The 16,668-nt window shown below is 71.2% G+C and carries 15 protein-coding genes; 4 read left to right on the top strand and 11 right to left on the bottom strand.

Annotated elements, in window-relative coordinates:
- Positions 1–34 precede the first annotated feature (34 nt).
- Positions 35–1,180 (top strand): TDT family transporter, encoded by a 1,146-nt coding sequence (locus ACIO9J_RS31655; protein WP_402007181.1) that lies wholly within the window; start codon positions 35–37, stop codon positions 1,178–1,180.
- Here ACIO9J_RS31655 and ACIO9J_RS31650 read toward each other — a convergent pair whose 3' ends face one another.
- The 5 genes from ACIO9J_RS31650 to ACIO9J_RS31630 all read right to left on the bottom strand — a co-directional run bounded on the left by ACIO9J_RS31650 (position 1,181) and on the right by ACIO9J_RS31630 (position 7,488).
- On the bottom strand, positions 1,181–1,924 hold the full coding sequence (locus ACIO9J_RS31650; protein ID WP_402007179.1) for a helical backbone metal receptor: 744 nt from the start codon (positions 1,922–1,924) through the stop codon (positions 1,181–1,183).
- Between the two features lie 2 nt (positions 1,925–1,926).
- Entirely contained in the window at positions 1,927–2,502 is a 576-nt protein-coding gene (locus tag ACIO9J_RS31645; RefSeq protein WP_402007177.1) for a helix-turn-helix domain-containing protein, read from the bottom strand.
- A 105-nt stretch (positions 2,503–2,607) separates the two neighbouring features.
- Positions 2,608–3,597 carry a hypothetical protein gene (locus ACIO9J_RS31640; RefSeq protein WP_402007175.1) on the bottom strand — a complete coding sequence of 330 codons (990 nt, stop codon included), beginning with the start codon at positions 3,595–3,597 and terminating at the stop codon, positions 2,608–2,610.
- A 158-nt stretch (positions 3,598–3,755) separates the two neighbouring features.
- Positions 3,756–6,365, bottom strand: coding sequence for an ABC transporter permease/substrate binding protein (locus ACIO9J_RS31635; RefSeq protein ID WP_402007173.1), 2,610 nt, complete (start codon positions 6,363–6,365; stop codon positions 3,756–3,758).
- A complete protein-coding gene (locus ACIO9J_RS31630) occupies positions 6,358–7,488 on the bottom strand; it encodes a glycine betaine/L-proline ABC transporter ATP-binding protein (RefSeq protein ID WP_402007171.1) in 1,131 nt (376 codons plus the stop codon). Before ACIO9J_RS31630 ends, ACIO9J_RS31635 begins: the two co-directional genes overlap by 8 nt.
- Before the next feature lie 288 nt (positions 7,489–7,776).
- On the opposite strand from ACIO9J_RS31630, the gene ACIO9J_RS31625 reads away from it, so the two are divergent.
- Entirely contained in the window at positions 7,777–8,715 is a 939-nt protein-coding gene (locus tag ACIO9J_RS31625) for a 5'-3' exonuclease H3TH domain-containing protein (protein ID WP_402007169.1), read from the top strand.
- Between the two features lie 52 nt (positions 8,716–8,767).
- On the top strand, positions 8,768–9,604 hold the full coding sequence (locus ACIO9J_RS31620; RefSeq protein ID WP_402007167.1) for a siderophore-interacting protein: 837 nt from the start codon (positions 8,768–8,770) through the stop codon (positions 9,602–9,604).
- Between the two features lie 380 nt (positions 9,605–9,984).
- Here the strand turns inward: ACIO9J_RS31620 and ACIO9J_RS31615 are convergent, their stop codons facing one another.
- The gene (locus ACIO9J_RS31615) at positions 9,985–10,584 is read right to left on the bottom strand and encodes a GNAT family N-acetyltransferase (protein WP_402007165.1); all 600 of its coding nucleotides are present in this window, start codon (positions 10,582–10,584) and stop codon (positions 9,985–9,987) included.
- Positions 10,585–10,670: 86 nt separating this feature from the next.
- On the opposite strand from ACIO9J_RS31615, the gene ACIO9J_RS31610 reads away from it, so the two are divergent.
- On the top strand, positions 10,671–11,618 hold the full coding sequence (locus ACIO9J_RS31610) for a pseudouridine synthase (protein ID WP_402007163.1): 948 nt from the start codon (positions 10,671–10,673) through the stop codon (positions 11,616–11,618).
- Positions 11,619–11,668: 50 nt separating this feature from the next.
- On the opposite strand, the gene ACIO9J_RS31605 is transcribed toward ACIO9J_RS31610, so the two are convergent.
- The 5 genes from ACIO9J_RS31605 to ACIO9J_RS31585 all read right to left on the bottom strand — a co-directional run bounded on the left by ACIO9J_RS31605 (position 11,669) and on the right by ACIO9J_RS31585 (position 16,286).
- Positions 11,669–13,138 carry a cytochrome P450 gene (locus tag ACIO9J_RS31605; RefSeq protein ID WP_402007161.1) on the bottom strand — a complete coding sequence of 490 codons (1,470 nt, stop codon included), beginning with the start codon at positions 13,136–13,138 and terminating at the stop codon, positions 11,669–11,671.
- Positions 13,139–13,236: 98 nt separating this feature from the next.
- Positions 13,237–13,860, bottom strand: a complete 624-nt coding sequence (locus ACIO9J_RS31600; protein ID WP_402007159.1) for a GTP-binding protein — start codon at positions 13,858–13,860, stop codon at positions 13,237–13,239.
- Complete coding sequence (locus ACIO9J_RS31595; RefSeq protein ID WP_402007157.1) at positions 13,841–14,257, bottom strand: DUF742 domain-containing protein; 417 nt, start codon at positions 14,255–14,257, stop codon at positions 13,841–13,843. The genes ACIO9J_RS31600 and ACIO9J_RS31595 overlap by 20 nt, the downstream gene beginning before the upstream one ends.
- A complete protein-coding gene (locus ACIO9J_RS31590) occupies positions 14,254–14,661 on the bottom strand; it encodes a roadblock/LC7 domain-containing protein (protein WP_098241423.1) in 408 nt (135 codons plus the stop codon). The genes ACIO9J_RS31595 and ACIO9J_RS31590 overlap by 4 nt, the downstream gene beginning before the upstream one ends.
- On the bottom strand, positions 14,658–16,286 hold the full coding sequence (locus tag ACIO9J_RS31585; protein WP_402007154.1) for an ATP-binding protein: 1,629 nt from the start codon (positions 16,284–16,286) through the stop codon (positions 14,658–14,660). The genes ACIO9J_RS31590 and ACIO9J_RS31585 overlap by 4 nt, the downstream gene beginning before the upstream one ends.
- Between the last annotated feature and the right edge of the window lie 382 nt (positions 16,287–16,668).

Raw genomic sequence — 16,668 nt, 5'->3', positions numbered from 1 at the left:
GGTGGCCGGCCCCCGGACGCGGGACCGTGGACGCATGGTCACCACCGCCCACCCCGCGCACACCGCGCCCGCGGCCACCGTCAGCCGCGCCGCCGCCGTCCGGCACCTCGGACCGAACTGGTACGCCTCCGTCATGGGCACCGCCATCGTCGCCAACGCGGGTGCCACCCTGCCGTACCAGTTCACGGGGCTGCGCACGGCCTGCACCGTCGTCTGGGCGCTCTCCTTCGTGATGCTCGCCGCGCTGCTCACCGCCCGCACCGCCCACTGGGTCCACCACCGCGACCAGGCCCGCACCCACCTTCTCGACCCGACCATGGCGCCGTTCTACGGCTGCCTCTCGATGGCGCTGCTCGCGGTCGGCGGCGGCACCCTGCTGGTGGGCGTGGACTGGCTCGGCGCGGGCGTGGCGGTGCCGCTGGCCACCGTCCTGTTCACCACCGGCACGGCCATCGGCCTCGCGGCCGCCGTCGCCATCCCCTACCTGATGGTGGTCCGCCACAAGATCGCCGCCGACCAGGCGTCCCCCGTGTGGCTGCTGCCCGTGGTGGCCCCGATGGTGTCGGCCGCCATCGGCCCCCTGTTCATCCCCCACCTGCCGGCCGGACAGGCCGAGGAGACCCTGCTGTACGCCTGTTTCGCGATGTTCGGCCTGAGCCTGCTCGCCACCCTGGTGATGCTGCCGGTGATCTTCGCCCGGCTGGTGACCGCGGGGCCGCTGCCGCTGGCGCTGACCCCCACCCTCTTCCTGGTGCTCGGCCCGCTGGGCCAGTCGACGACCGCCGCCAACAAGTTCGCCGACTTCGCGCCCGGAGTCGTCCCCGCCCCGCTCGACCGCGGCTTCCTCGCCTTCGCCGTGCTCTACGGCGTCCCCGTGATGGGCTTCGCCCTGATGTGGCTGGCGCTCGCGGTCGCGATGGTGGCCCGCGCCCGGCGCCGCGGCATGGGCTTCGCGATGACCTGGTGGGCCTTCACCTTCCCCGTCGGCACCTGTGTGACCGGCGCCGAGGGCCTGGGCAAGCACACCGGCCTCGCGGCCTTCGACTGGCTCGCCACCGCCCTGTACCTGCTGCTCGTGACCGCCTGGGCGATCGCCCTCGCGCACACCCTGCGCGGCCTGGTCAGCGGCAGGCTGCTCGCGGCGCCCCAGCGGACCGTGCCGCAGCCGGCGAAGGCGTAGTCACAGGCCCGGCGGTGCCGCCGCGCGCAGCGCCGCCCCGAGCACGGCGGGCGCCTCCGCCAACGAGGGCCCGTACCAGGTGAGATGGCGGCCGCTGACCAGCGCGACCGCCGTGCGCGCGGGGAACGCCTCGGGGCCGTCGTCGCGGGTGAAGCGGTACGGCTCGTCGGGCAGCACCACCAGGTCGAGGTCCGCGGCCCGCAGCTCCTCCAGCGGGACCCGCGGATAGCGCTCGGCATGACCGGCGTACGCGTTGTCGACGCCCATGCGGGCCAGCAGGTCGCCCGCGAAGGTGGCACGGCCGAGAACCATCCACGGGCGCCGCCAGATCGGTATCGCGGCGCGCGGCCGGATGTCGGGGCGGTGCGGGTCCCACCAGGCGGCCTCGGCCTCCTCCAGCCACCTGGGCCGCCGCGCGCCGCAGGCCGCCAGGACCCGGGTCAGCTCACGGAACGCCTGGTCCAGGTCGCGCACCTCGGTGACGAGCACCGGGAGTCCTGCCGCGCGCAGGGCGGCCAGGTCGGGGGCGCGGTTCTCCTCCTCGTTGGCGATCACCAGATCGGGCGCGAGCGCGAGGATCCGGGGCACGTCGGGGTTCTTGGTGCCGCCCACCCGGGTGACGTCGAGGCCGGCCGGGTGGCTGCACCAGTCGGTCGCCCCGACCAGCGCTCCCGGCACGGTCACGGCGACCGCCTCGGTCAGCGAGGGCACCAGCGAGACGACGCGCGGCGGGGCGGCGGACACCGTCAGCGCCCCCCGTCGTCCACCGCTTCGATGTGATCACCCACCGCGACCACCAGGACCCGGGTGTCCGGCACGGTGGCCCGCCAGCGGTGCCGGACCCCGCCGGTGAGGAACAGGGTGTCGCCGCGCCCGAGGCGGTAGGCGCGGCCCTCCGCCTCCATCTCCACGGCGCCCTCGACGACGTACATCAACTCGTCGTTGCGGTGCTGGAATTCGCGGCCCTCGTCGTGGTCCCCGATGAATTCCAGGGCGTGCAGCTGATGGTGCCCGCGGGTCAGCTCGCGGACCCGGGCGTCCGGCGTGGAGGTGTCCAGATCCGTGTCGTCGCCGGCGCGCACCACCTCGACCGTGCGGGCCGGGTCGGCCGCGGCGAGCAGCTCCACGTCGGTCGTGCACAGCGCGTCGGCGACGCGCTGGAGGGAGCGCATGCTGGGGCGGGCGCGCTCGTTCTCGATCTGGCTGAGGAACGGCACCGAGAGGCCGCTGCGCTCGGCGACGACGGCGAGGGTGAGCTCCAGCTGCCGGCGGCGGCGCCGCACGGCCGAGCCCACCCGGAGGGTCTCCTTGTGCTCGTCCATCGCCTCGGCTCCCTTCAGCGCATCGGTCCACTCTCAACCCTGAGGGGTTCTCTGCACCCTACGCATGTTCGCCAAACGGTTTTGCCCCGTTGCCCCGACCGGGGGTCACAGCTTGTGCCAGTAGAGCAGCTGTCCGGCCTCCCCGGGGGCCGAACCCTCGGCCGGCACGAACAGGCTGACGAGCAGGGCGGGTTGCCCCTCGGGGTCGGTGAGCAGGGTCGCCGAGGGGTTGGCGAAGGCGCGGCTGCCGCCGTGCGTACGGATGTCGAGCCGGTCCGCACGCCCGCTCGAGGGGTCGTACGCGTAGGTGCCCCAGCTGCCGAAGTCGCCGCGCCTGCGCTGGCCCTCGACGAGCACCACGCGCCGCCCGCCGAGCTCGACGGGCGCCCGGTCGCCGATGTTGCCGCCGTTGCCCCACCGGCCGAGGGCGCGGTCGAGGCGCCGGTCGGGCTCGGCGTGCCAGTGCCGGAAGCCGGTGAGCGTGGCGCGCAGCTGGCGGTCGGTGTCGCAGCCCGCGCGGTAGTGCCCGGTGAGCCGGATGGTCGCGCCGCGTACGGAGGTGATGCTGGGCGTGCCCTCGGCGCAGCGCGAGAGGGTGAGCGGCGCGTCGAACGCCCGGTCGGCCCGCCCGGCGAGCAGCGCGGCCAGATCCTCGTACGCCCGCACCGCGATGTGGTTGCGCGGGTCCTTCTCGTAGGCGAGGACGTAGCCGCCGCGTCCGTCGTGCGCGAGGGATGCCTGGTGGGTGCCGGGCCCGAAGTCGTGGCGGCGCTGCCAGTGGCGCAGGTCCGTGGAGGTGGCGACGGCGGCGTGGAAGCGGCCGTCGGGCCGGAGCGAGTGGTAGACGGCGAGGTAGCTGCCGTCCTGGGCCTGCTGGATCTGGGCCGCGTCCATGGTGCGCCCGGTGTGGTCCCGCGCGTCGTAGCGGTGGCCTTGGGAGGAGGGCACGTCGTCGGCGAGCGCGGCCAGGCGCGCGGTGGCGGGCGACGCGGGGGTGGCGTCGGCCCGCGCCAGCTGCGAGACCAGCAGGGCCGCGGCGAGGGCGAGCACGGCGGCGACGGTGAAGAGCGCCGTCCTGGGCTGCCTTGCGGTCACGGGTGGGGTCTCACGTTCAGATGTTCGATCCGGGCCCAGTCGAGGTTAGGGACCGGGAGGCCCCGCCGGAACGCCGGAAGGGGTGGGCCTCGCCACAAGGCGAGGCCCACCCCTGTCGTCACCGGCCGCGTACGACTACCGCGCGGCCGTCGGTGCGGCTACTTCGCGGAGGTCATCTTCTCCTCGAAGCCCGGGTTCTTCTTGAGCCAGGCGTCGACGGCCTTGGGCTCGTTGTTCTTGCCCGCCTTGTTGATCTCGTTCTCCAGGCTGGCCAGCTCCTGCTCGCTCATCTTGAAGTTCTTGAGCCACTTCGTGAGCTGCGGGTACTGGTCGGGGAAGTCCTTGCTGGAGAGCGTGCGGATCGTGTCGCCCTTGCCGAAGCCGCCCTTGGGGTCCTTCAGCTTGGTCAGGTCGTACTCGTTGTACGCCCAGTGCGGCGACCAGAGGAGCACGGCGACCGGCTCCTTCTTGGCGTAGGCGGCCTTGAGCTCGGAGAGCATCGCGGGGGTCGAGCCCGCGGCGATCTCGTACTCGTCCTCCAGGCCGTAGCCGGGCAGGACCTTGTCCTTGAGTGCCTGCATCACGCCGGTGCCCGGCTCGATGCCGATGATCTTGCCCTTGAACTTGTCGCCCTTGCCCTTGAGGTCCTCCAGGGACTTCACGCCCTTGACGTAGGACGGGACGGCGACCTCCAGGGAGGTCGGGCTGTACCAGGAGCCCAGGTCGTTGAGGTTCGCCTTGTTCTTGTCCCAGTACGTCTTCTGGGCGGTGGGCAGCCACGCGTCCAGGTTGAGGTCGAGGTCGCCCTGCGCGAGGCCGGTGTAGGCGGGACCCACGTCGGCCGGCGTCAGGTCCATCTTGTAGCCGCGCTTCTCCAGGACGCGCTTCCACAGGTTGGTGACGGCGATGTTCTCGTCCCACGCGAAGTACGCGGCCTTCAGCGGACGCTTGTTCTCGTCGCTGCCGGAGTTCTTCGGCAGCGGGGCGAGCTTGTCCACGACGCCCGGGTTCTTCTTCAGCCAGGCGCGCACGGCGTCCTGCTGCTGGCCCTTGCCGGCCTTGTTGATCTCCGCCTCAAGATCGGTGAGCTGCTTCTCGCTCATCTTGAAGTCCTTGAGCCACTTGCCGACCTCGGGGTTCTCCTTCGAGAAGCCCTTGCGCGCCAGCGTGTGCACGCCGTCGCCCTTGCCCCAGGCGCCCTTCGGGTCCTTGAGCTTCTTCAGCTTGAAGTCGCTGTAGGCCCAGTGCGGCGACCACAGGGTGGTGACGATCGGCTCCTTCTTGGCGTACGCGGCCTTCAGCTCGGCCAGCATCGCCGGGGTCGAGCCGTCGACGACCTTGTACTCCTTCTTCAGGCCGTACGCGTCGAGGACCTTGTCCTTGAGCAGACCCATCATTCCGGCGCTCGACTCGATGCCGGTGATCTTGCCCTTGAAGGTGTCGCCCTTGCCCTTGAGGTCCTCGAGGGAGTTGACGTCCTTCATGTACGCGGGAACGGTCAGCTCCAGCGAGGTGGGCCCGAACCAGGAGCCCAGGTCCTCGAGGTCCTTGCCGTACTTCTTCCAGTACGAGGCGTGCGTCGTGGGCAGCCACGAGTCCGTCTGGAAGTCGATGTCGCCCTGCGCCAGCGAGGTGTAGAGCGGACCGGCCTCCAGCTGGCTGGCGGTCACCTTGAAACCGCGCTGCTCCAGGATCTCCTTCCAGAGGAAGGTGGAGGCGACGCCCTCGTCCCAGGGGATGTAGCCGACCTTGAGCTCCTTGCCCTGGCCGACGTTCTTGGCGTCGGCCACGGACTCGGACTTGCTGCCGCCGAAGATGCCCATGCCGCCCGCGACGAGCGCGAGGACGACGACGCCGACCATGGCGACGACCGGACGGGGGCGGTAGTTCCAGACGTTCAGACCCTGCGCGGCCCGCAGCTTGGCGAGCGCGCGACGGCCCAGCGGCGAGACCTGGCCGCCCAGACCGCTGGTGACGCGGTCCAGGTAGATGGCGAGGACCACGATGGAGACGCCCGCCTCGGCGCCGAGACCGACGTCGAGCTGGCCGATGGCCGCGTTGACGTCGGCACCCAGACCCGGCGTACCGACCATGCCGGTCAGGGCCGCCATGGAGAGGCCGAGCATGATGACCTGGTTGACACCGGCCATGATCGTCGGCAGCGCCAGCGGCAGCTGCACCCGGAACAGGGTGTTGCGGGGCGTGGTGCCGAACGCGTCGGCGGCCTCGACCAGCTCCTTGTCGACCTGGCGGATGCCGAGCTCGGTCATGCGCACACCGGGGGCGAGCGCGAAGACGATCGTGGCGACGATGCCCGCGGGGGCGCCCATGCGGAAGAACAGCAGCGCCGGGATGAGGTAGATCATCGCGGGCAGCGTCTGCATGAAGTCCAGGACGGGCCTGACGATGCCGCTGACCGTCTTGGAGCGCGCCGCCCAGATGCCCACGGGCACGGCTATGACCAGCGCCACGAAGGTGGAGACGAGCACCAGGGACAGCGTCATCATCGCGTTGTCCCACAACTCCAGGGACACGATGAAGGCGAAGCCCACGAAGGAGAGCACACCGCCGAGCAGTCCGCGCAGCCAGAACGCGATGACGGCGAGGATGCCCGCCATCAGGAGCGGCTCGGGCCCGGAGAGGACGTCGTAGACGCCGTCCCACATGTTCTGGAAGATCGTCTTGATGAAGTCGAACAGCCAGTCCATATGGGTTCTGAGCCATTCGACCGAGTCGTTGACCCAGTCGCCGAAGGGAATCCTAGGCACCGCTGCTCACCTTGCCCGCGCTCTTGCCGCCGTTGTCCTGCGCGTCGTCATCGGCGTCCTGCCGTGCGGGGACGGCCGCGTCGTGCGGCTCCGTCTCCGACTGCATCGGCTCGCCGAGCACCGCGAGCAGCCTGGCCCGCGGCACCACGCCGACGAGCTCGCCCTTGTCGTCGGTCACGGCGACGGCCACCCCACTGGTGGAGCAGGGCGTGAACAGCTCGATGATCGGGGTGTCCTCGGTGACCGTCGCCGGGGCGTCGGACCGCACGAAGTTCTCGTCGGGGTCGGCCATGATCGCGCCCGCGGTCAGGACCCGGGAGCGGTCGACGTCCTGCGTGAACGCGGCGACGTAGTCGTTGGCCGGGGTGACGAGGATGTCCTCGGCGTTGCCGATCTGGACGATCTCGCCGTCGCGCATGACGGCGATCTGGTCGCCCAGGCGCATGGCCTCGTTCAGATCGTGGGTGATGAAGACGATGGTCTTCTTCAGCCGCTTCTGGAGCACCAGGAGTTGGTCCTGCATGTCACGGCGGATCAGCGGGTCGAGCGCGCTGAACGACTCGTCCATGAGGAGCAGGTCGGCGTCGGTGGCGAGCGCGCGGGCCAGGCCCACGCGCTGCTGCATGCCGCCGGACAGCTCGTCGGGCCAGGACTTCTCCCAGCCCTTCAGGCCGGCCAGCTCCAGCGCCTCGGTGGCCCGCTTCTCGCGCTCGGCGCGCGGCACGCCCTGCACCTCGAGGCCGTAACCGGCGTTCTCCAGGACGCTCCTGTGCGGGAAGAGCGCGAAGTGCTGGAAGACCATGCTGATCTTCTTGGAACGCACCTCGCGCATCTCACGGGCGCTCAGCTCGGTGAGGTCCTGACCGTCGAAGCGGACGTGACCGGCCGTCGGCTCCGACAGTCCGTTGAGCATGCGCAGCAACGTGGACTTGCCGGATCCGGAGAGACCCATGACGACGAAGATCTGGCCCGGCTCGACCTCGAAGGAAGCGTCGATCACGGCGGCTGTGGTGCCGTCGGCGCGCAGCTCCTCTCGGTCGGCTCCGTGGCGGAGTCGCTCCACCGCGTCATCGGGTCGTCTGCCGAACACTTTGTACAAGTGCTCGGCCTGCAGCCTGGACACATACACCTCTCGGGTCGAACCAAGACGGCCCGCCTCCCCCGCCGGCGGGCCGTGGAACGCAGTGGCTTCTGCCCACTTGCCCGATCGAAATGTTGAATCCTCGACCGGGTTCGCTCCGGCTGCGCGCCTTCCCGGGCTTACACGAATCAAACCGAGGAGTGTTCCAGCTCACATTTGTTGCACTCTCGGCAAGGCTTCCGCGCAATGCGCAACGAGGTCCCCGCGGCGGCACGGAGTGCCCTTCGCCCGTGGTGCCGCACGGCCCCACTGTCGGTGCCGTGCGGCATGATGCGCAACGTGACTCAGCGAACTCGACGCCTCATGCTGCTCGACACGGCCTCCCTCTACTACCGGGCCTACTTCGGGGTACCGGAGTCGATGAAGGCCCCGGACGGCACCCCGGTGAACGCCGTGCGCGGACTCCTCGACTTCATCACGCGCCTCGTCCAGGACCACCGCCCCGACGACCTGGTCGCGTGCATGGACGCGGACTGGCGCCCGCACTGGCGGGTCGAGCTCATCCCCTCCTACAAGGCGCACCGTGTCGCGGAGGAGGTCCCCGAGGGCCCGGACGCCGAGGAGACCCCGGACACGCTCGCCCCGCAGGTCCCGATCATCGAGGCCGTGCTCGACGCGGTCGGCATCGCGCGCGTGGGCGTACGGGATTACGAGGCGGACGACGTGATCGGCACCTTCGCCGCGCACGCCACGAGCCCCGTGGACATCGTCACCGGCGACCGCGACCTCTACCAGCTGGTGGACGACGAGCGCGGCATCCGCGTCCTCTACCCCCTCAAGGGCGTCGGCTCCCTCCAGATCACGGACGAGAGCTGGCTGCGCGAGAAGTACGGCGTGGACGGCCCCGGCTATGTGGACCTGGCCCTGCTGCGCGGCGACCCGAGCGACGGCCTGCCCGGCGTCCCCGGCATCGGCGAGAAGACGGCGGCCAAGCTCCTGGACGCGTTCGGCGACCTGGCCGGGATCATGGCGGCGGTGGAAGACCCGAAGGCGAAGCTCACGCCGTCGCAGCGCAAGCGGCTCGACGAGGCGCGGGCGTACGTGGCGGTCGCGCCGAAGGTCGTCAGGGTCGCCGACGACGTCCCGCTGCCCGAGGTCGATCTCGCCCTGCCGCACGAGCCGCGCGACCCCGCGACGCTGGACGAACTGGCGGCGCGGTGGAATCTGGGCGGCTCCCTGCAGCGGCTGCTCTCCACTCTGCACGCCTGAGGTGTTAACTTAGGCTTGCCTAAGTAATAGTGGATCAGGGGAGGCCGTCGCCATGGCAGAACGTCCGGCACGCAAAGCACCGCAGGCTCATGTCGCACACGTCGTGCGGACGGAGCGGCTCACCCCACACATGCAGCGTGTGGTCCTCGGCGGCGAGGGGCTCGCCGAGTTCGCCGCGGGCGAGTGCACCGATCATTACGTGAAGCTGCTCTTCGACGCCGAGGGCGTCACCTATCCCGAGCCCTTCGACATACAGCGCATCCGCGAGGAGTTCCCGCGCGAGCAGTGGCCGGTGACGCGGACCTACACCGTGCGCTGGTGGGACCCCGAGGCCCGCGAGCTCGCCGTGGACTTCGTGATCCACGGCGACCAGGGCCTCGCCGGACCGTGGGCACGGGACGCCCGCCTCGGCGACACCATCCGTTTCCTCGGCCCCGGCGGCGGCTACGCCCCGGACGCGGCCGCGGGCTGGCACCTGCTGGCCGGCGACGAGAGCGCCCTGCCGGCGATCGCCGCCGCGGCCGAGGCGCTTCCGCAGGGCGCGGTCGCCCATGTCTTCATCGAGGTCGAGGGCCCCGAGGAGGAGCAGAAGATCGCGACGGACGCCGAGGTCGTCTGGCTCCACCGCGGCGACCGCCCGGTCGGCGAACTCCTCGTCGAGGCGGTACGCGCCCTGGAGTTCCCCTCCCCCGACGTCCAGGCCTTCGTCCACGGCGAGGCGGGCTTCGTGAAGGAACTGCGCCGCTACCTGCGGATGGACCGCGAGGTCCCCCGCGAGCGCCTCTCCATCTCCGGCTACTGGCGCGTGGGCCACAACGAGGACGGCTGGCAGGCGTCGAAGCGTGAGTGGAACGCGCAGGTGGAGGCGGAGCAGGAGCGGGCGGCGTAAGCGGCGCGGCGATTTCCGGGTAAGCCGGGCCTGGGGAGGGCCGGTTCCTGGGCCGCGACCCGGACAAGCCGTTCCCGGGTCGCGGCCCGCAGGAGAACCGTTCCCCGGCCGCCGACTGCGGCAACACCGGTTCCTTGGACGCCGGACCTGGGGAGGCCACCCCGAGGCAACCGCTCACAGGGAAACCTTCCCCCGGGCAGCCGCCCCGCAGGTAAGCCGGTTCACCGGCAGCCGGACCCGGGCAAGCCAGTTCCCCGGCCACCGGCCCCGGGAAAGCCCAGCCCCGCGCAGCCACCCACGCGGACGCCCCCGGGCCCCCGCCCCGGTGAAGCCAGCCCCCAGAACGTCGGTTCATGAAGCAGGGGGCACCGAGCCCGACCTCACACCGACGCGGCGCCCCCGTCCCCCGCGACCCGCGCATGCACATGCATGTCATGCCACCCATCCTCATGCAGCCCCGCGCCCCGCTTCGTTCCCTCCAGCGCGAAGCCCGTCTTCAGTGCGACCCCGCACGACGCCTCGTTGGCCGTCGAGTGGGTCAACTCCAGGCGGTGCAGGCCCACTTCGGTGAAGGCCCAGTGCGTGAGCGCGGTGACGGAGCGGGAAGCCACGCCCCGGCCGCGCGCCGTCGGCATCGTCCAGTAGGCGATCTCCGCCTGGCCGTCGGCGAGCAGCATGCACTTCAGGGCGATCCGGCCCACCACCTCGTCCGTACCGGCGTCGGCGACCGCCCAGTACGCGTCGCGCTCCCCGGCCCAGCTCGCGCGCCACTCCTCGATCCAGCCGAGCGCCTCGGACTCGGACTCCGCCACGCGCGCGTGCCAGCGCTGGATCAGGGGGTCCTGGAAGGCCTCGTACACGGCGGGGGCGTCGGTGGCGGCCCAGGGACGGATGGCGAGACCGCCGGGGACGGGGATGACGGGCTGTTCGCGGCGGGCGAGCGTACCGGACTCGACTATCTCTGCGATCTTGAAGGGCATGGCCTCATCGTGTCAGCGGGCCGTGCCGGGGGGGCACCGATTTTCCCCGCACCCCGACCGGCACCGCCCCGTACCCTGACCTCCTGATGACACGAAAGCCCCGCATTCCGCCCGCGCCCCTCCCCCAGCGCGACGGCGTCGACCCCGTCCGGGTCAAGCTGCCGCCCGACGGCACGTGGCACACCGTGCGGGACCACCTCGTGGAGCGGCTCTCCGCCGGGCCCGGGGTCGTCGACGCCCTGCTGCGCGACGGCAGGATCGTCGGCGTCGACGGGAAAGCGGTGACCCCGGACGCGCCGTACGCACCCGGGGCCTTCGTCTGGTTCCACCGGGACCTGCCCGAGGAGGTGCCGGTCCCCTTCACGCTCGACGTCGTCCACCAGGACGAGCACATCGTCGTCGTCGACAAGCCGCACTTCCTGGCGACGATGCCGCGCGGCTCCCACGTCACCCAGACCGCCCTCGCCCGGCTCCGCGCCGAGCTGGGCATCCCGACGCTCGGCGCCGCGCACCGCCTGGACCGGCTGACCGCGGGACTGCTCCTGTTCACCGTGCGCCCGGAGGAACGCGGCGCGTACCAGACGCTGTTCAGCCACCGCCGCATCCACAAGGAGTACGAGGCGGTGGCCGCGTACGATCCGGCCGTGGACCTGCCGCGTACCGTGCGCAGCCACATCGAGAAGGTGCGCGGGATCATCGCGGCGTACGAGGTGGCGGACGCGGAGCCGAACAGCGAGAGCCACGTCGAGCTGGTCGAGCAGCGCGCGGGACTCGGCCGCTACCGGCTGACCCCGCACACCGGACGCACCCATCAACTCCGCGTCCACATGAACGCGTTGGGCCTGCCGATCCTCGGCGATCCGGTCTACCCGGTGGTGGCGGACCCGGTGCCGCCGGACGACTTCCGGCGGCCCTTGCAACTCCTCGCCCGCGTCCTGGAGTTCACGGACCCGGTGACCGGCGCCGCGCACCGCTTCGTCAGCGGCCGGACGCTGGGCGCCTGGTCGGCGTACGAGACCTGGGCGGACCGGTAGACCTGGGGGCACGGTAGACCTGGGTGGCCCGGTAGCCGGCCACCGACCGCTCAGTACCCCCGCCACCAGGTCAGGAAGCGACGCCAGGCCCCCTTGGGCCGCTCCGCGTCCGCGACCGGCGCGGGCACGGGCTGTGGCGCGGGGGCCACGGGCTCCGGCCTGCGCGGCGGCGGGGACGACACCTGCCAGTCCCTGCGCGGCGCGGGCACCTGGGCCGAAGGCCGGGCCATCACGTCCTGCGGCGGGCGCGGCGCGAACCGCACGGGCAGCTGCACCAGGTGCCGCGACAGGATCGACGACGTCCAGCGCAACTCGCTCTCGTCCACGTCGAGTTCGACGTCCGGCAGCCGCATCAGGAGCGCGTCGACGCCGGTGTCGGCGATGGCGCGCCCGATGTCCTGCCCCGGGCACTCGTGCGGTCCGCCGCTGAAGGCGAGGTGCGAGCGGTTGCCCTGCATGTTGGCGGCGAGGTCGGGCCTGACCACCGGGTCGACGTTGCCGGGCGCGATGCCCAGGATCAGTCCGTCGCCCGCCCTGATCCGCTGGCCGCCGAGCTGGGTGTCCTGCTTGGCGAAGTAGCCGACCATCGCGCTGAACGGCGGCTCGTCCCACAGGGACTGCTCGACCGCCTCGGGGACGGTCATCTGCCCGCCGCTGAGCTGGGCGCGGAAGCGCGGGTCGGTGAGGACCATCCGCAGCACGTTCGCGATGAGGTTGGCGGTGGCCTCGTACGCGGCGATGAGGACCAGGCGCAGATGGGCGCCGACCTCGTCGTCGGTGAGCTGCGCGGGGTGCGCGAGGAGGCTGCTGGTGAAGTCCTCCTCGGGGTGGGCGCGGCGGCGCGCCACGAGCCGCATCAGCACGTCCATCACGTACGCGTTGCTGGCGATGGCGGTCTCGGTGCCCTTGATCATGTCGCGGGCCGACTGCACCATGCGCTCGTTGTACTCCTCGGGCATGCCGAGGACGTGACACATCACCATCATCGGCAGGTGCTCGGCGAACTGGCTGACCAGATCGGCGTGGCCGTCCTGGCAGATGTCGTTGAGCAGGTGGTTCGTATAGCGGTTGATGTAGCGGCGGATGCCCCGGTGGTCGATGCCCGCCATGGCGCCGGTGACCGCGCCGCGCAGCCGCTGGTGCTCGTCGCCCTCCACGAAACTGGCCATCGGCTGCCAGGTGAAGACCGGCGCGAGCGGGTGGTCCAGGCCCGCGCTGCCGTCCCGCACGGCCCGCCACTGGCGCGAGTCGCGGGTGTACTGCGAGGGGGTGCGGACCATGTGGAGGTTCTCGCTGTGGCCGAGGACCGCCCAGATCGGCACGTCGTTGTGGATCAGGACGGGCGCGACCGGGCCGTGCTCGGCGCGCAGCTTCTCGTAGAGGCCCGCGAGATCGGTGTCGGCCTCGGGTCCGTACAGCCGGCGCAGGCCGCCGGGGCCGAGGCCGTGGGCGGGACAGCCGGGCGGCGGCGCGGCCGCGTCGTCGGTGCCGGGCCAGGAGGGGGAGGGAGGAGTCGTCACGTTCGTCGCTCCGGGTTCGCGGAAGGGGATCCGGGGTTGCGGAAGGAATCCGGGGTTGCGGAAGGGATTCCGGGTTCGGTGAGGGAGCCGTGCCGCGGTCAGACGCGGGCCACGGTCAGGGAGTGGAGATAGCGCATCAGCGTCATCAGGACGTCCCTGCTGGACTCCCTGCGGCGGGCGTCGCAGCTGAGGATCGGCACGGCGGCCTCCAGGTCGAGGGCCCTGCGCAGGGTCTCGATCGGGTGGTCGGGCGCGTCGGGGAAGGAGTTGACGGCGACCACGAAGGGCACACCGCGCTCCTCCAGACGTCCGATCACGTCGAAGCTGACCTCCAGCCTGCGGGTGTCGATGAGGACGACCGCGCCGAGCGCGCCTTCGAACAGGCCGTTCCACAGGAACCAGAAGCGCTCCTGGCCCGGGGTACCGAAGAGGTAGAGCACCAGCTCCTCGGAGATGCTGATCCGCCCGAAGTCCATGGCGACCGTGGTGGCCGTCTTGGAGTCGGAGCCGTAGTTGTCGTCGACGCCGATGCCCGCCTGGGTCATGGTCTCTTCGGTCGTCAGCGGCCGGATCTCGCTGACCGAGCCGACCATGGTCGTCTTGCCGACCCCGAACCCGCCCACGACCACGACCTTCACGGCGGCGGTGGCCGTGTGCGGCAGGACGTCCTCGCTGCGCGGGCCGGTGATCGTGTCGGTGTTCTTAGAGTTTCTGAAGTCCATGCATCACCGCTTCGAGAAGGGACCGGTCGGGGAGCGCGGAGCGGACGATGGGGGCACGCGCCTGCACGAGCTCGGTCGCCAGTAACTCCGTCAGGACGACGGTCACGACGCTGAACGGCAGCGCCATGTAGGCCGAGAGCTCGGCGACGGAGAGCGGCGTCGTGCACAGGCGCAGGATCGCGGAGTGCTCCGGCTGTGCCATGGGGGACGCCTCGCCCGCGGCCACGATCAGGGTGACGAGGTCGAGCGGCGCGCGCTCGGTGTCCTCACCCGTGAGGATGTACAGCCGCTCGGGATTCTCCGGGCTGCGGCGTTCGCGCTGCGGAGGGGCCTCGCGGCCCGCCGCGCCGTCCCGGGCGGGGACATCGCCGTGCGGGGGGCCTTGCGGAGGAGTCATACGGCCTGCCCGTCACGCCGCGGCGGGCTCGTCAGATGGGCACCGATACGTACGACGAGGTCCCGCATGCGGGTGCCGATGAGCCCGGCGTCGACCGTCTCGTCGGCGAGCACCGCGAGATAGGCCCCTGCCCCGGCGGCCATCAGGTAGAAGTAGCCGCCGTTGATCTCGATGATCACCATCTTCATGTTGCCGTCGCTGTGCGGGATCTCCGTGGCCACGGCGGCGGCCAGGCTCTGGAGTCCCGCGCAGGCGGCGGCGATGCGGTCGGCCGCGTCCGGGTCGCCGCCGTAGCGCGCGATGCGCAGGCCGTCGGCGGAGAGCACCACGATCTGCCGCGTCTGCGGCACCCCGTCGGCGAGCTCCTTGAGCATCCAGTCGAAATTGGCGCGTTGCTGGATCACTTCCAGCCCCCCTCGTCGGCGATGCCGTGGTCGTTCTGGCTGGTTCCCTGCTGAGGGGTGTTTCCCTGCGGGGCGGACGGATCGGGATCGTGGGGCTCCTCGCCCTTGACGCCCTTCATGAACGCCTCGATCCACAATCCGGGTTCGGGCTCCTCGCGCTTCGGCGCGGGGGCCGGCGGCGGCGCGGTCGCGGCGGCGTGCGCGTCGGCGATCCGCTGGGACTCGGCCTCCTGCGCGTACCGCTCGCTGAGCGACATCTTGACGCGACTGCGGCGCTGCGGAAGGCCGTTGGGCGTCCACTCGGTGACCTCGGGGACGTCGTCCTCCATGGTCGCGGTGAGCGGGGAGCGCAACGGCGGGCCCGCGGTGACGACGCGGGGCTTCTTGCGCCGGATGTTGCGTGCGGGCTCCTCGATGGGCCGTCCGCCGTTGTCCACGCGGGGTACGGCGGAGGCGCCGATGCCGTGCGCGAGGCCGGGCGCGGGACCCGTGGTGATCATCTCGCGCGGCACGATGAGCACCGCGCGCACACCGCCGTAGGCGGACTGCCGCAGCGAGACCTGGAGGTTGTACATCTGCGAGAGCCTGCCGACCACGGCCATGCCCAGGCGCGGGGTCTCCCCGAGGTCGTTCAGGTCGATGCCGGCCTGCGCCTGCTCCAGCATGCGCTCGGCCCTGGCCCGCGCCTCCTCGCTGAGGCTGACGCCGCCGTCCTCGATCTCGACGGCGATGCCGGTCTGCACCTCGACGGCGGTGACGTGCACCTTGGTCTGCGGCGGCGAGTAGCGGGTGGCGTTGTCCAGGAGTTCCGCGCAGGCGTGGATGAGCGGTTCGACGGAGGTGCCGTGGATGGCGACGTTCGCGATCGAGTGGAGCTCGACGCGCGGGTAGTCGAGGATCCGGGACATCGCGCCGCGCAGCACGCTGAACAGCGGTACGGGCTTGGGCCATTGGCGGCCGGGGCGGGCACCGCCGAGTACCGCGATGGAGTCGGCGAGACGGCCGATCAGCGCGGTGCCGTGGTCGATGCGGAGCAGGTCGTCGAAGACCTCGGGGTTGCGTCCGTGGAACTCCTCCATGTCGCGCAGTTCCGCGGCCTGCTGGTGGACGATGGACTGCACGCGCCGCGCGATGTTCACGAAGGCGCGCTGCGCGGACTCGCGCATGGCCTCTTCGCGGTCCAGGGTGTCGAGCACGGAACGCAGCAACTCGCGCTGCGAGTCCGGGAGATCGCGGTAGGCCTCGTCGTTGTCTACGACGTTGCGGACCACTTCCACCGGGGATTCGCCCTGGCGCAGTCGCCAGAGCGCTTCGGGCAGGATCTCCCTGCCCAGGCGGACGGTCTCGTCGTCATGGGATGCGATGCGCCGTTCGAGGAAGGCGAGCCGCTGTGCGTAGTGCGCGCGCAGCCCCCGGATGGTCCGGCCGCGCCGTACGGCTTCGGTGCCGACCACGACGACCATGAGGGTCGCGACGGCGCCGCACCAGCCCACGGCGGGGCGGGCCGTCTCCGTCACCGTGGCGACGGCCGCGCCGGTCGCCGCGGCCATCAGCATGGCAGGCAGCAACAGCACACGCGCGTAAGGGATTTCTCGGCCACCGGGAGGCGATTGAACACTCACCATGTATGCCCTCTGAACACTCGTCTTGGGGGAAATCGGGGGGACTCTGCGGGAAGGGGTGTGGTGCTGGGGGTGGTGCTGGGGTTGGTGGAGCTGGGGTGACGCTGGGGGATGGCGCGATGGAGCTGTGGAACAAAACGAACTTTCGAAAGATCTCTGAACAAGCGCGCGAATTCATCGCAACTCGTTTCAACTCGCCGCGCTCCGGGCGAGCTTAGTCCGCCGGAATCATCGCCGAGTCATATTCGGCAACCCCCTGCATCCGCCTCGCCCAAGGGCATACACTCCCCCATTTGCACTCCCGGCGATCACTCGAACACCTGGAGTAACCGGTTCGAACGCGGCGGAGACGTGGCGGAGAAGCAGCGGAGAACCGGTGGCCGGA

Source organism: Streptomyces sp. NPDC087300 (assembly GCF_044744425.1).
In the GTDB taxonomy this organism is placed as follows: domain Bacteria; phylum Actinomycetota; class Actinomycetes; order Streptomycetales; family Streptomycetaceae; genus Streptomyces.
Note: the sequence above shows the minus strand (reverse complement) of the source record. Positions and strands in the feature narration are given on the sequence as shown.

What these genes read in the sequence shown, in the direction of transcription:
- ACIO9J_RS31655 (WP_402007181.1), top strand. Translation starts at nt 35, where the DNA reads ATGGTCACCACCGCCCACCCCGCGCACACCGCGCCCGCGGCCACCGTC.
- ACIO9J_RS31645 (WP_402007177.1), bottom strand. Translation starts at nt 2,502, where the DNA reads ATGGACGAGCACAAGGAGACCCTCCGGGTGGGCTCGGCCGTGCGGCGC.
- ACIO9J_RS31625 (WP_402007169.1), top strand. Translation starts at nt 7,777, where the DNA reads ATGCGCAACGTGACTCAGCGAACTCGACGCCTCATGCTGCTCGACACG.
- ACIO9J_RS31620 (WP_402007167.1), top strand. Translation starts at nt 8,768, where the DNA reads ATGGCAGAACGTCCGGCACGCAAAGCACCGCAGGCTCATGTCGCACAC.
- ACIO9J_RS31615 (WP_402007165.1), bottom strand. Translation starts at nt 10,584, where the DNA reads ATGCCCTTCAAGATCGCAGAGATAGTCGAGTCCGGTACGCTCGCCCGC.
- ACIO9J_RS31610 (WP_402007163.1), top strand. Translation starts at nt 10,671, where the DNA reads ATGACACGAAAGCCCCGCATTCCGCCCGCGCCCCTCCCCCAGCGCGAC.
- ACIO9J_RS31600 (WP_402007159.1), bottom strand. Translation starts at nt 13,860, where the DNA reads ATGGACTTCAGAAACTCTAAGAACACCGACACGATCACCGGCCCGCGC.
- ACIO9J_RS31595 (WP_402007157.1), bottom strand. Translation starts at nt 14,257, where the DNA reads ATGACTCCTCCGCAAGGCCCCCCGCACGGCGATGTCCCCGCCCGGGAC.
- ACIO9J_RS31585 (WP_402007154.1), bottom strand. Translation starts at nt 16,286, where the DNA reads ATGGTGAGTGTTCAATCGCCTCCCGGTGGCCGAGAAATCCCTTACGCG.